This window comes from Deltaproteobacteria bacterium, assembly GCA_016234845.1.
Taxonomy (GTDB): domain Bacteria; phylum Desulfobacterota; class Deferrimicrobia; order Deferrimicrobiales; family Deferrimicrobiaceae; genus JACRNP01.
The window spans coordinates 51,713-66,453 of the sequence record JACRNP010000012.1; the positions used below are offsets into that span (position 1 = coordinate 51,713).

The following is a 14,741-nucleotide window of genomic DNA, read 5'->3' on the forward strand; positions in this document are numbered from 1 at the left end:
CCATCCACCTTGGCGTAGCGGCAATGGTTCTGGTCATTTCAGTCGTCAACGTGTCGATCGCCGCGGAAGCCGATCCCGTCCATATACGCGATGCGGATTGGTTTAAACGGGGTGGTGTGCCGGAAATCCTCGCTTCGGATCCGGGCGCTCCCATGCTGCTTTTCTCCGCGGACGACCAGGTCCGCACCCTCCTGCCCGGAAGATTTTCTTCCGCTCCGGTTCGACTCACGCAAGTGGTTCCGCTGGAATCCGGAGTCGACCAATCCCACTTCGAACGGTGGCTCGCCACGCTTCCGGTCGATGTCCGCAACGCAGGGCGGTTCACCCTCGACAATGGCGTCATCCGCGGCAAGGGGGGATTCGGGGAAGCCACCGTGACAGCGCTGGACCGGCCGGGGGAGTGGCCTCGACGTCCGATCCTCGTGATCGATACCGCCTTCCTTCTCTCCCTGTACAAGGATGAAGTCCGCACGCCGATGGTCCCTCTGGTTGTAAAATTGTACGCGACGATCCGGAGAGCGGATATCGCTCCCATATCGGTCTGGATCGTCAGCAGGAACCGAGAAGTATCTTTCCCACTGGAGTTCGGGTACCTTCCGGTCCTCGTCCGGGAGATATTCTCCACCCCGCGCAACTTTCGGGAAGAGCTCCCGGAGACCTGGAGGCGAGTGCAATCCGCCCAGCAGCTTGTTTTTTTCGGTCAAACCGATGAGGCGCTCGAAGCATTGAAGGAACTTCTCTTCCCGGAAACCGCGTCGTACGCATACTACCAATCGGCGGTACTGCAGTTCCGGGAGGCGCGGATCGAAGAAGGAGTGCGGAATCTTCGAGCCGGGTCTTCGATCGATTCCGACTACGGAAGGGGGTTTCTCCTCCAGGCAGGCGCTTTTTGGGCCAAGGGAGAAGTCGGGATCGCCGAATTCATTCTCCGCGAAGGATTTTCGATGTTCCCCGGAGAGACATCCTTGGCCGTAGGTTTGGCCAGGTCGCTGGCGGAGCAGGCGATCGGTGAGAGGGATGAGGCGCCTGACCGGTCGATGATGCGAATTCGAGAGGCCATCGGTTTGCCCATCCCGGATGAGTTACGGAAAGAGATCCTGCATGCTTACGGCGGTCCGCCGATTGATTCGGGGGCGGCTGGGAATTCCGAGTGAATACTCGATCCAATCAATCCCGAAGGAATTATCGATTGTTTTGACCGGTAAAATCACCTATAATTCCAGCGGTTTTTTTTACGTTTCCCGGAGGGCGGGTGCGCTTAGGGGCTCGATGACGCGATGACGAGAAAGGCGATTGGACTAGTTGCATTGGCCGTGTACTTCGGCTACGGAGCGGCACCGACGATCGCGTTGCCTCCCCCGCGACCCGGTCTCGTCGATCCCCTGACGCATCGATACCGGACCACCGGAGCGAAAACCCCCGTCATTCCAAAAGAAGTCCGGACATACCGCCGGGCGGCGCCGCTGGGCGGGAAAGTGCCGCTGGCGACGAAGTCAACCTCTTCCAAGGCGGCAGGGCTCCCCCGTGCCATCAGTTCCGCGACCGATAACCAGGTCGCTCCGCTCGTCCTGCTGATCGATTTTTCCACGCGCCCGGCCTCGGCCAGCCCCTCGATATCGGACAATGCGGTGTTCGCAAGCCTCTTCTTCGGGACGGGCGCGACCGATCTCTCCGTCGCCAACTACTGGCGCGAGGTGTCGTACGGCAAGTTCGTCCTCGCGCGTCCGCGGGACAAGGCGCCGATCGATCCGTCCCGCCCGGACGTCGCGGGATGGTTGCGCGCGGACGCTTTCTCCGCGATCACGCCCGCGGACATCGCCGGTGTCCAGGTGGCGAACGTGCGGCAGCTCCTGTCGGACGCGGTCGGGTTCCTCGCAGGGCAGGGTTTCGACTTCCGGCCGTACGTGCGCGCCTCGGACCTTACGTTCCACTCCGTGATCATCGTCCACCCCGGGTACGGGCAGGAGGATGCCGGGGCGGCAGGCGACCCGTACTCCCACACCGCCGGTCTTTCCGTCCCGATTCCCGTGTCGATTTCCGGAACGACCTACAGCATCGTGGACTACACGATCGTCCCGGGGTTGCAGGCTCCCTCGACGGGGGCGACGAATCCCGCGGTGGACCCGAGGATCGGCGCGGGGGTCATCGTCCACGAGATGGGCCATCTGTTCGGCCTGCCCGACCTGTATCCGACCTCCACGGCGGGGCAGGTCGCAACGGACAACGTGTTTTCGGGAGCCGGCGTCTTCGACCTGATGGCGTACGGGATGTGGGGGAATAACCTTCTTCAGAACCCGTCGAACCCAGCGCACCTCTCCGCGTGGTCCAAGGCGCACCTCGGTTGGCTCGTTCCGACCCTGGTCACCTCCAGCAGCCCGCGGACGTTGCGCCCGGTCGAGATCTTCCCCGAGGTCGACAAGGTCTGGTCGAACAGTCCGGCGGACCCGACGCAATATTTCCTGGTGGAGAACCGGGAACAGTCGAGCTCGCTGGGGAGCTGGCTGTTCGACCAGACCGGGATGGCGGGCGCGCTGATCTGGCAGATCGACGAAGAGGTGATCAACGCGCACCTGGCCACCAACGACGTGAACTCCAATCCCGCGTTCCGAGGCGTATACGTGAAGGAGGCGGACGGGATCCCCCACATGGGGCAGACGATCCCGCTGACGGGAACCCCGAACGACCGGGCGCCGTACTTCGGGCAGCAGGCGGACCTCTTTCTCACCGCCGGCCAGACGTTCAACCGAACGACACCGTCCACTACCGTGAACTCCACGCCGATCCTGGACAATACCTTCACGGACCATCCGTTCGATTTCGGACAGCAGGTGGCCTTGGTATCCTTCAGCCGCCTCGTTTCCAACGCGATCGATTACACGGTCAGCATCGTCGGAGGCGGCACGAGCGTCCCGTCGTGGAAGACGTTCAACATCGCGAGCACCACCGGCAGGTACGCGGACCCGATGCGGAGCGACGATATCCTCTCGATCGCGTTCGATTCCGGCAACAACGTCTGGCTGGGGAGCAAGGATCGCGGAATCGCCCGGTTCACCGGCACCAACTTCGACATCCTGAACACCCTCGACGGACTCCCGGCGGGGACGTCGACCGAGGCGGCGCCGATCCTCTCGATGGCGCCCGAGACCCGGTCCGGGAGCATGTGGGTCGGGACCGACCGGGGGATGTTCAAGATGCGGGATTCCGGCTCCGGGTTCCGGGTCCTCTCCTCCCTGACGGAGTCGTCCTCCGGGAACCGGAAGCTCCCCGCGGGGACGGGGACGATCCGCTCGATCGTGGTTCGGGGCGGGTTCCTTTCGGGCACCACGCCGATCGACATCAAGTACGCGGCCACCCCCCAGGGGGTGATCCGGGTGAACGACCTCGACACGGACGCCGATCCGGTCGACCCGATCTCGGTGATCCTCGTCGGGGACATGTCGGCGGTGGCGCTGGACGACAACGGGAACACGACCGCGGCGGACGATCTGCTGTGGGTCGGAGACCGGTCCGGAAACGTGTACCGGTCTCGGTTGCCCGGGGCGGACGGCGGCCCCGCGAGCGCGGATCCCACGTTCGACGCCCAGTTCAAGCGGATGTTCACGCTGACCGGGAGCCAGGTGACCTCCCTCGCGGTGGACAAGAATGGGCGCCTTTGGATCGGGACCGACACGCTCGGGCTCCGGGTGTTCGACATCGGCGAAACGCTCACCCCCGCGGCGGCGAACCTGGGCGATCCTTTCGATTTCGACAACGACGGAGACACGACGGAAACGGTCGGGCCGCCGTTCCTGGACGCCGGGAGGGGGCTGGCCTCCAACAACGTGGGTTCGATCGCGTTCCAGTCGACAACGGATACGGATGCCGTCGCCTGGGTCGCACACCTTCGGGATTCGTTGGGAAACGAGGGGGGCGCAAGCCGGTTCAACGCGAACGCGACCAACGACAACACCACCGTCGTGGACGAGCGGGTGACGGTGTTCCGTCCGGACCCCGCGGTTCCGCTGCCGGAGAACCAGGTGACCGGCCCGGCGTCGACGTCCGTCGTCGCCGCCGCCGCGGACAGCGCCGGAAACGTCTGGTTCGGGACGACGACCCCCGGCGCCGCCGGCGCGTCCCGGTTCGGGAACGCCGGGATCGTGTCGCTCGACCGCAGCAACTACGTCAACATCTCCGTCATCGCGACGGCGACGCTCCAGGACGACGGCCTGAACACGGACCCGGGGGTCGTGGACGTCGCCATCGTCCGGGTCACCAGCGCTTCGGACGCAACCGGGTTCTTCCTGGTCCTGACGGAGACGGGCGCGGATACCGGGATCTTCCAGGGGCGGTTCGGGTTCACCGAGGGCGCCACCGACGCGACCGCGTCCCCCCCGATCATCCAGGTGGCGAGCGGCAACGGCGTGACCGTAACATACGTCGATTTCGACCCTCCGGGGGCGAGGACCGCCGCGGCCACCTGGAGGAGGGTATTCCCGTTCAGCGACGGCCTGTTCATCGAGGATTTCCGCTGCTTCATCGCCACGGCGGCGTTCGGGTCCCCGATGGCACAGGAGGTCGCCACGTTCCGCGCATTCCGCGACCGGGTGCTCCTCTCCCTCCCCTTCGGCGACGCCGTGGTGGGGTGGTATTACCGTCTAAGCCCGACAGCGGCCGGATACATCGCGGAATCCCCCTTCTTGAAATTCGCGGCGAGATTCGTGCTGGTTCCCCTTTCCATGGCCGCCGGGATCGCGGTCGGCGACACCACCGGAACGGTCGTGATCCTCTTGATCCTAATCGGGATTCCATCGGCGTGGTGGCTGCTCCGCGGCCGTTTCCCGGCGTGATGGCGGGATCGACAGGGAATATGAGGGAATGCTTCTTGCTGTTTCACCCCGGAACGGATGCGCCCACCCCGGGGTGCGCGATTTGACGCAGCGGACGAGGGAAATTACCTACAGGCGGGTAACGATCCGGGTGCTGAAGGGGAGGGGAGGCCGGCTTGCTCCGGGATTGCTGATGGCGGTTTCCTTTTTGATGATGGCGCCGGGCCTCCGGGGGACCGGGTCGGCCGCCGGGCTCGTTTCGGGGAACTACCAGTTGAACTGGGATCAGACGGTCGACAAGACCGATCAGGAAACCCGGGATGTCCGGAAACTGAGGCAGGCGGTCGAGATCAAGTCGAAAGGCACCACGTCCCCGGTGATCACGAACGAGGTCACGTTCAAGGTCGAGCAGGAGGTCAACTCCGATTCGCCGGACGTCGTCCGGCTGCTCCCGACCATCGACCTCGGTTTCAAGGGGAGTTACTGGGAAGCCAAGGCGGGGCTGAAACGGACCGACGAGAATTCCGACGAGCCGGGGAAGAGCCCGAAAACCACCGATGCGATATTCTTCGAGTGGTTCTACCTCCCGCCGAAGAGCGTTCCGGACCTGAAGGGGAAATACACGCTCGACATCGAAAAGGAATCCGGGACGACCGACACGGAGAAGCACGGCGTGACCCTCTCGTCTGTGTACAACCCGAACGGGTGGCTGAACGTCCGGGGCGACTACAACCGGAACCGGCTCCACGACAAGCTCAAGGCCGACTCCGACACGGAAGACGAGAAGGTGGGAGGTTCGATCGGGTTGCGCCATGTCCTGTACGACAAGATAAAGATGGACACCACCTACACCGTGGATGTCACACGGGGCGCGACGCTGAAGAGCGACGGCACGGGTTCGGTCGCCGCGAACGACAAGAACGACCAGGTGCACACCTGGAAGAATCTCGTCACGTTCCGCCCGTTCCGGGACACGTCCATCGACGGATCGTACGATATCGACCTGAAGCAGAACATCGCGAAAGGCGAACATACCCAGACGACCAACTCGAAGGCCACCGTGGCCCAGAAGATCGGCACGCCGTTCGATCTGCGCGGGGAGTTCCTCCGCGTCGTCACGGAAGCACGGCACACGGTGGACGACAACGAGAAGACCGAGGAAACCTGGACGGCCGATTTCAAGGCGCGATTCTCGAAGATCGTCGACCTGTCGTTCCGATACCAGAAAAAGGACACGGTCGAGGACCACCTGGACGACACGAAAGACACCACGTCCGGAACGCTCAACCGGAACGTGACCTGGACCGGGGACCTGGCTCCGTTCTGGAAGGCGTCCGCCTCGTTCGACATGACCGACACCCTGGTGAAGGACGTGAAGACCATCGTCGACACGAAATTCAGCATGAAGACGACGTTCGATTTCAAGGCGGTGAGCCTCACGCTCGACCCGTCCTACGACATCACCTTCAAGGACGACCTGCTGAAGCCCGAGTACACCGCGATCCGCGATTTCAAGTTCAAGGTGGCGTACAAGGTGTTTTCCACGCGGACCTTCGAGGGGAAGTTCGACCACACCTACGGCAGGAAGGTCGACACGGGAGCCCGGAACATCCAGCGGACCGACAGCACCAACGGGAACCTGACGTGGAAGGACGGCGTCCCGGGGTGGACGGCCGCGTTCGACCTGACCCGCCAGGCGACCGATACCAGCCAGGATGACCTGGCCGCGGACATCACGTCCACGTTCGGCTTCAAGGCCGATTACAAGTACGAGTGGCTTTCCCTCGGGACGAGCTACAAGTACGACAAGCGGTCCCTGACCGACAACAGCGAGAATTTCGACGCCAAATTGGGATGGGCGGCGCCGAAATGGGACACGACCCTGATCTACACGTTCAAGAAGACTTTTTCGACCGTGTTGAACGAAGGGTATACCATCAGCCTCACGTTTAAATATAATCTCTAAGGTACAGCGACCGAACGAGGAGGGGAGATGAGCGTCTGGAAAAAAACCGTGTTGTTGATCGCGGCCCTGTCGGTGGCGGCCGGCTGTTCGCGTCCGGTGCTGATCTCCAGCAGCCAGCCGTCGAAGACCAAGGACCAGTATCTGCGCGTAAAGAAGGTTTCCGTCTTCCCGTTCGAGAACTACTCGGACCTGAAGGACGCCGACAAGGCGATCGACGCCCTGCTCGTCCCGGCCCTTCGGGACCTGGAAGTGTTCGACGCCGTCGAGGACACCCGCTTCACGCGGGACATCATGAAGAAGCTCAAGATCACCTCCACCGACATTCTCGACAAGGAGCTGATGAAGAAGTTCGGCGACGAGATGAACGTCCAGGCGATCGTCTTCGGGAAGATCGTCTCCTTCGGCAAGGGGAAGGAGAAGGACTCGTCGAGCCAGGTCACCATGGACCTGTCCCTGTTCGATCCCTCCACGGGCTCTGTTCTGTGGGCCGGAAACGTCAGCGCTTACGGGGGGCTGACGGCGGGGAAGGTGTTCGGGGTCACCGAGGGGATGCTCGACATCGAGGTGGCGCGCGACGCCGTGAAGCGGATCACCAGGGCGATGGCGTCCGACATCCGCGACGCCCGGAACCGGGAACGGAAGGGGGTCATCGCCGAGATCCGGAAGGAAGAGGAGCAGGAGCGGGCGCGCCTCGAGAAGCTGAAGGGCGAGACCGGGAAGATCCAGGCGACCATCGACAAGGCGAAGGCGGAGGCCCAGGGGATCCGCGATTCCGCGGCGAAGGACGCGGAGAAGAGCAAGACCGACCTCGAGCTGCAGAAGGCGGCGTTCGAGGCCGAGAAGACCAGGACGCAGGCCGCGCAGCAGGAGATCGACCAGGAGAAGTTGAAGGTCGAGGTCGAGCGGAAGAAGGTAGCGGAAGAGCTGAAGCGGATAGAGGACGAGAAGCGGGCGCTTGAAGAGGCCCGCAGGAAAGCCGAGGAGGCGAAGAAGGCCGCGGAATCCCCCGCCGCGTCCCCGCCTCCGGCGACGCCCCCCGCGCCGGCGGACTCCTCCGGGACTCCCCCGGCTCCGGCCGTGCCGGAAACCGCTCCCGCGCCGCCGGCGGGAAAAACGGGGCCGTAGGGGACGGAGAAGGGACGAAAGGGGTTTCGATCCGGGAACCCCTGGCGGCACGCCCGCCGGGGGTTTTCCATATGAAGCGACGAGAGGAGAAAGCCAAGTTGCGAAACGTGCGCGAAACGATGTTCGCGGCGCTTGCGATCGCCGCGATGGTGATCGCCGTCGGCTGTTCGAAGAAGGATGTCCGGGACGAAGCGGTGGCTTCGGTGAACGGCGAGGACGTAAAGGTCTCGGAGCTGCGGGAGTTCCTCGGGGTCCGCGGCGGAGTCGCACCCGCGGGGTCGGTTCCCGTCGAGAAAAAGAAGGAGGCGCTCGACCGGCTGGTGGCGGGTCGCCTGCTCGCCCAGGAGGCCCGGGCGATGGGGCTGGACAACACCGAGCAGTTCCGGGGCGCGGCTTCCCGCAACGAGCAGGGGGTCTGGATCAATGCGCTCGTGCGGAAGGAGATCGCCTCGAAGTTGAAGGTCGCCGATTCGGACGTCGAGGGCGAGGCGAAGAAGATGCGGAGCGCGGACAACGCCATCACCGAGGCCGACGCGAAGGGGAGGGCGACCCAGGCGGTCGCCGACCGGCAGCTGCGCAAGATCGAGGAGGAGCTCCTGGAGGCGGCGAGGAAGGAGTTTCCCGCGGCGGTGGACAACGAGGCGATCGGAAGGATCGGCAAGGGCGATGCGGTCAGGGACGACGCGGTGCTCGCCACCGTGGGAGGGGAGAAGGTCAGCTACGGGGATGTGAAATCCCTCCTCGCCGGGATGTCGCCCGGCACGCACGGCAGCCAGGACCTGTCGAGGAACCCGAACGCCGTGGCGAAGGTGCTCGAACGCGAGGCGATGGGGAAATCGCTGTACGCCTACGCGAAGAAACAGGGACTCGACGGGACGGAGTGGCTGAAATCGGTCCGGTCCGACATGGAGCGGGGCGTCCTCATCAACCTGCTGGCCGAAAGGATCGCGAAGGATGTCTCCGTGACCGACGAGGAGATCCGCGCGGCGTACGCCGAGCACGCCCAGATGCTGGTCCGGGACGGAAAGAAGATCCCCCTCGCGCAGGTGAAGGATCAGCTCCGCGGGTTCCTCGAGAACGCCAAGCGGAGGAAGGTCCTCGAGGAGCGGGTCGAAGCGCTGCGGAAGAAGGCGAAGATCACGGTCAACGAGGCGACGCTGCCGAAGGTGTGACGCCCGGGTGAATTCCATCGCCGTGAAGGACGTACCAATGGAACGGAGGGCGGGCATGGGGTACCGGGTTCTGGCCGCCGTTGCGGTGTGTGCCGTGGTCGCCGGCCCGATCCGGGCGCTGGCGGGGGTATCGTTCGATTTCCTCGACGCGACGGGCGGGTTCGGAATCGGCCGGGAAAGCTTCGACCGCCCCGTGGACGTCGTCCAGGACCGCGAGGAGAACCTGTACGTCGTGGATCGGGGGAACAACCGGATCCAGGTGCTGGACCGGAGGGGGAGGTTCGTCCGCGAATGGGGCGGGCGCGGTTTTTCCCCGGGATCGTTCGACGCTCCGTCGGCGATCGCGATCGACCGCGCGGCCGGCGTCCTGTTCGTCGTCGACACGGGGAACCACCGCATCCAGAAGTTCGACCTGAACGGGAAGGCGCTCCTGTCGTTCGGCCGGCTGGGTTCCGGAACCGGGGATTTCAATAAACCGCTGGACGTCGCCCTGGACCGGAAGGGGAACGTCTACGTGGCGGATTCCGGCAATAACCGGATCCAGAAGTTCGACTCCTCCGGGAAGTTCCTGGTCGAATGGGGGAGGTTCGCGAGGAGGAAGGGCGCGGAGCTCAACAACCCGGTTTCCCTCGCGTATTCGGAGGAGGGATTCGGGTTCGTCTACGTCCTCAACTCCCCGGAATGCAGGGTCCAGAAGTACGACATCGAGGGAAACCTCTCCAAGGAATGGCCGATGCACCGGAAGGGCGAAGGGGCCCTGTGCGGCCCTTCCCGCATCCGGATTGAACCCCGAAAATATACGGTGTATATTGCGGACACGGAGAACGACCGGGTGATCCTGTTCGACCGGGACGGCGAGCCGCTCGGGGACCTGAAAACGGGGAAGGCCGGATTCCGCAAACCGGCGGGGGTATCCGTGGACGTGACCTTCGACGAGAACGTGGTCGTTGCCGACACCGGGAACCATCTCATCCAGAAATTCAGGAGGACAAGGTGACGATGCGCCTCTTTCCGAAGCAGAAATGCCGGGCGGGGATTCTCGCCGCGCTGGTGCTCCTGGCCGCTTCCGCCGGATTCGCGGAAGAGAGGAACATGACCCCCCTTTCGGGCGGGGTGCCGATGATCGAGGGGATCAAGATGCTCGAGGCCGGAGCGGTCGCCCCCGATTTCACGGTGAAGGACACGGACGGGACCTCTTTCCGGTTCGCCGAGGAAGCGGCGAAGAAGCCGGTCCTCATCGTCTTCTGGTCCATCTTCTGCGAGCCGTGCCGGTTCGAGATGCCGGTGATACAGAAACTCTTTGAAAAGCACAGGGATGCGATCTCCGTGGCGGCGGTCGCCCTCGACGGCGAGCCGCTGAAGAACAGCATCGTGGGGTTCGTGAAGCAGGAAGGGTACACGTTCAAGGTCCTGGTGGACGAGCTCGACGAGAGGGAGATGTTCAAGGTCGCCGACCCGTTCGGCGTCGCCGGGACCCCGACCGTGTTCCTCGTCGAGAAGGGGGGGAAGATCGCCCTCGCCAAGGTCGGCCGTTTCAAGGAAGAGGATCTCGAGAAGGCCATCCAGTCCGTCCTGAAGAAATGAGATCGGAATGCGGGTGATCCGGACCGCCTGCCTCGCCCTGCTTCTCCTCCTGGTCGCGGCGCCCGCCTTCGGAGTCGCCGTGGGCGAGCGGGCCGTGCCCTTCGAAGGGGAAACGCTCGGGGGGGAGCGATTCCGGCTGGCGGATTCGATCGGCAAGAAGGTGATCCTCCTCAAGTTCGGATCGATCTACTGCTCCACCTGCGTTTCCTCGCTCGAGGACGTCTCCCGCATACAGAGACGGTTCAAGGCGTCCGACCTGCAGATCGTCGGCGTGAACCTCGACGTGTACGGGCTGTCGCGGGTCCGGCGCTTCTACCGCGGATACGCGAACCTGATCAAGTACCCGATGGTCATCGACGAAAAGCTCGCCGCCTCCCGGCCGTACGACATCCAGTCGATCCCCGCGCACGTGATCATCGACCGGCAGGGGGTGGTCCGGTTCGTTTCCACCGGCGCTTCCGGCGACGACCTGAAAATCCTCGAAGAGGCGCTCGGCAAGGTCATCCGGGGAGAGTCCGGGATCGAAAAACTGGCGAAGGAGCTCCCCCTTCAGGTATTCCTTCCGATCAACTTCACGAAGACGCTGCAGGATTCGATGTACATCGTCGGGAAGGCGAAGCGGGGAGCGCGGGTCACGCTGGCGCTGAACGGCGGCTCCCGGCAGTCCGTGACCGTGATGCGGGACCTCTTCTACATCCGGACCCCCCTGTCGCTCGGCTCCAACTATCTCGAAGTGTCGATCGTCGATCCGGTCGGCGGAAGGGTGAACCAGGGAGTCGTGATCTTCCGCGAGCCGAAGATGGGGTCGGGGATCGAGTCTCCCTTCCCGGAATACCGCTTCCACAACGAGAAGAACGAGGCGCCTTGCCGGGCATGCCACAACATGAACCCTCCGGAGCAGGGCGCGCAGGGGTTCGCGACGGCCACCCAGTTCTGCCTCGGGTGCCACAAGGAGCTGACCGGGCAGCGGCAGGTCCACGGTCCGATCACCATCGGCGGGTGCGCCCCGTGCCACCAGTTCAACTCCCGCCCGAACCGGTACGAGGTGATCGCGCAGGGGCAGGATCTCTGCTTCAAGTGCCACGAGGAGAAGCGGAAGGACCTCATCAAGTCGTTCCTTCACGGCCCGATGTCCGCGGGGCTCTGCACGATCTGCCACAGCCCCCACGCCTCGTCGGAAAAGTACCAGCTTCGCCGGTTCATGGGAGACCTCTGCGTGATGTGCCACGAGGCGATGAAGGCGGTATCGTTCCGGAAGGTGGTCCACAAACCGGTCAACGACGGGGCGTGCGGCGGTTGCCACGAATCGCACTCCTCCGACCGGAACGACAACTTCGTGAAGAAGCCGGGGAACGCCCTGTGTTTTTCTTGTCACCCGAACATTACCAAGTCGACGCACAATCATCCGTTCGGAGTCCCTCCGAAGAAGGAGCGGGTGATCAAGCTGGACAAGGAGGGGAACCTGATTTGCGTCTCCTGCCACGAGCCGCACGCGGGCGACGAGAGCAAACTTCTGGTCAAGGGCGGATGCGCGAAGTGCCACTCCTGACGGACGGAGCCGCAGGCCGGGAAAGGTGCGGGCGTTGACGAAGATCCACGGGACCCTGGGCTTCAAGCTGGTGATGGCCTCCATGGTCCTGGCCCTCGTCACCATCGGGCTGGGCGGCGTCATCGTGTACAAGGTCAGCGAGGACGCCATCAAGGTCGACGCGCAGGCCACGGTCAAGGAACTGGCCGCCGACCTCGACAACATGAACGTCGTCGGCGACGGCGGGGGGCAGGACCTGCTGGACCGCCTCACGCGGCTCAAGGTCCAGAAATTCGGGGCCGCCTGGGTGATGGACCGGAACGGATTCCTCATCGCCCACATGGATCCACGGTACCGGGGCGACGCCGAGGCGCGCCAGTTCATCGGCGACTACGTGGTGAACCTGAACGTCGGCGAGCAGCCCATCCAGCAGCTGGGAGAGAAGAACGTCGCTCACAAGCTGAAGCTTCTGGACCTCATGGACAAGTTCACGGCGGGGTTCGGCAGCTACACGTTCCGCGGGGAGACCGAGCTGATCGCCTTCAAGGTCCTGAAGGAGAAAGGGTGGTTCGTCGCGGTCGACCAGCCGATCAGCACCGCCTACTCCGAGCTCGACCGGATAAAGCACACGATCGTGACGATGTGCGTGGTGATCGCCTTCCTCGTCTTCGGCTTCACCTGGTTCGCGATGCGCGTCATCATCCGGCCGTACTACCGCGAGCAGGAGGACACGAACCGCAGGCTCGAGCTGCTGAACCAGGAGCTCGAATCGTCGAAGAAGCGGCTGGAGAAGTCGGGGAACAGCCTGACCCGCCTGTACGATCTCTCCATCGCGATGCAATATTCCGGGTTCCTCGAGTCCCACCTCCCGCTGGTCCTGGGAGTCGCCCAGGAACGGTTCGAGGTGGACCGCATCCTGCTGTTCATGCCCGACGAACAGGGGAAGTTCCTCCGGTGCCGGGCGGCGGTCGGGAACGTCTTCGAGTCGGAGGAGAAGGTCCACGTCCCGCTGGGGCCGCAGGGCGGCGGGCTGTTCCGGGCGTTCCAGGGGAAGCGCACCGTCCTGTGGGACGGCGACGGCCCCGTCCCCGAGGAGAACCGGATCCTGCCTCCATACGACCAGATCCGCTCGCTTCGCTCCCGCACCTATGCGATCTTCCCCCTGATCTCCAAGGACAAGGTGGTCGGCGTCCTCGGGGTCGACAACAAGATGAGCCGGCGTTCGTTGAGCCGCGAGGATATCGGCGCGATCGAGAACTTCTCCTACAAGATGGCGTCCCTGATCGAGAACACGCTCCACTTCCAGTCGATGCGGAAGGCGGCGCAGGAGATGGAGAACCGCGATCGGCTGACCGGCCTGTTCCACCTGCGGCACGTGAAGACGATCGCCGAGGAACAGATCGGCGGCGTCGTGCGCGACGGGGTCCCCCTGTCCGTGGCGCTGATCTACATCTCCAACTTCAAGGAGTACAACGAGCGCAACGGGTACCAGCGGGGAGACTTCGTCCTCCAGAAGACGGCGGACATGCTGAAATCCCTCGAGGTGATGGGGGTCGTTCCCGGACGGTGCTACGGCGCCACCTTCCTTGCGCTGTTCCCCGCGAAGAACCGGGAGCAGGCGACGTACCTCGCCGCGGGGTTCGAGAAGGAGTTCCGGCAATTCCCGTTCTACGGGGAGAAGCGCCTTGCGGGGGAGAAGCTCGTCGTGAAGGTGTCGGTGTCGGAGTACACGCGGGACTCCGGCCAGACGTTCGACGAATTCTACTCCCGGCTCGAGGAAGTGTAGCGTCCTTGTCCCCGCAGGCGCGGTTCCTCCTGTTCGATCCCGCGGGAGACGCCTGGCCCGGCGTCCGCCTCCCCCAGGTGGCGTTCGCCGGCCGCTCCAACGTGGGAAAGTCGTCCCTCCTGAACGCCCTGACCGGCCAGTCCCGCCTCGCGCGCGTCAGCAACACCCCGGGAAGGACCCGCGGCGTGGCCCTCTTCGAGGTGGACGGCCGGCACGCGTTCGCCGACCTCCCGGGGTACGGCTTCGCCAGGGTGTCGAGAGGCGAGCGGGAGGCATGGAAGGCGCTGGTGGAGGGGTACCTCTCCGGCTGCCGGTTCCTCCGAAAGGTGTACATCCTCGTGGATCTGCGCCGCGGCCCCGAAGCGGAGGAGCGCGCCCTCGCCGGATACCTGTCCGCCCGGTCGGTCCCTTACCGCTGGGTGGGGACGAAAGCGGACAAGCTCTCCTCGAGGGAGATGGTCGCCGCCGTCGCCCGGTTCGAGGGAGAGCCGTGGCTCTCCGCCGGGGGGCCCGTCCTCGGTGTCTCGTCCCGCACGAAGGCGGGGATCGACCGTCTCTGGGGCGATATCCGGTCCGCTTTTTCCGCTTGATTCGGGCGGGGAGGAAGGGGTACACTCTCTCCGTTTTAGAACCTGTCATCGGCCTGCCCATTCACCCGTAACATACCCGTCGGTCCGCCCGAGGTCCGCGGCGGACGTGGAGGTCTCCTTGTTCCCCATCCTCGAGTCGAAAGAGATCGCCAAGAACGTCTACCTGCAACGGATCCAGGCGCCCC

At 64.3% G+C, this 14,741-nt stretch carries 10 protein-coding genes; all 10 read left to right on the plus strand.

The genetic code is table 11. The features are described from left to right. The first annotated feature begins 23 nt into the window (after positions 1–23). The 10 genes from HZB86_01175 to ysxC all read left to right on the plus strand — a co-directional run bounded on the left by HZB86_01175 (position 24) and on the right by ysxC (position 14,556). Positions 24–1,154: a hypothetical protein gene (locus HZB86_01175; GenBank protein ID MBI5904160.1), complete on the plus strand. Its 1,131-nt coding sequence runs from the start codon at positions 24–26 to the stop codon at positions 1,152–1,154. 123 nt (positions 1,155–1,277) lie between these two features. After that, the gene (locus HZB86_01180; GenBank protein MBI5904161.1) at positions 1,278–4,826 is read left to right on the plus strand and encodes a M6 family metalloprotease domain-containing protein; all 3,549 of its coding nucleotides are present in this window, start codon (positions 1,278–1,280) and stop codon (positions 4,824–4,826) included. A 193-nt stretch (positions 4,827–5,019) separates the two neighbouring features. After that, positions 5,020–6,771: an NBPF family protein gene (locus tag HZB86_01185; protein ID MBI5904162.1), complete on the plus strand. Its 1,752-nt coding sequence runs from the start codon at positions 5,020–5,022 to the stop codon at positions 6,769–6,771. Positions 6,772–6,798: 27 nt separating this feature from the next. Beyond that, positions 6,799–7,896, plus strand: coding sequence for a hypothetical protein (locus HZB86_01190; protein ID MBI5904163.1), 1,098 nt, complete (start codon positions 6,799–6,801; stop codon positions 7,894–7,896). Between the two features lie 98 nt (positions 7,897–7,994). Continuing rightward, positions 7,995–9,068, plus strand: coding sequence for a hypothetical protein (locus HZB86_01195; GenBank protein ID MBI5904164.1), 1,074 nt, complete (start codon positions 7,995–7,997; stop codon positions 9,066–9,068). Between the two features lie 55 nt (positions 9,069–9,123). Beyond that, positions 9,124–10,065, plus strand: coding sequence for a 6-bladed beta-propeller (locus HZB86_01200; protein ID MBI5904165.1), 942 nt, complete (start codon positions 9,124–9,126; stop codon positions 10,063–10,065). Beyond that, positions 10,062–10,652 (plus strand): TlpA family protein disulfide reductase, encoded by a 591-nt coding sequence (locus tag HZB86_01205; protein ID MBI5904166.1) that lies wholly within the window; start codon positions 10,062–10,064, stop codon positions 10,650–10,652. Before HZB86_01200 ends, HZB86_01205 begins: the two co-directional genes overlap by 4 nt. Before the next feature lie 7 nt (positions 10,653–10,659). Then, positions 10,660–12,201 (plus strand): redoxin domain-containing protein, encoded by a 1,542-nt coding sequence (locus tag HZB86_01210; protein MBI5904167.1) that lies wholly within the window; start codon positions 10,660–10,662, stop codon positions 12,199–12,201. A gap of 34 nt (positions 12,202–12,235) precedes the next feature. Further along, on the plus strand, positions 12,236–13,966 hold the full coding sequence (locus HZB86_01215; GenBank protein MBI5904168.1) for a diguanylate cyclase: 1,731 nt from the start codon (positions 12,236–12,238) through the stop codon (positions 13,964–13,966). A gap of 5 nt (positions 13,967–13,971) precedes the next feature. Next, a complete protein-coding gene (gene ysxC, locus HZB86_01220; GenBank protein ID MBI5904169.1) occupies positions 13,972–14,556 on the plus strand; it encodes a ribosome biogenesis GTP-binding protein YsxC in 585 nt (194 codons plus the stop codon). Positions 14,557–14,741: the final 185 nt, after the last annotated feature.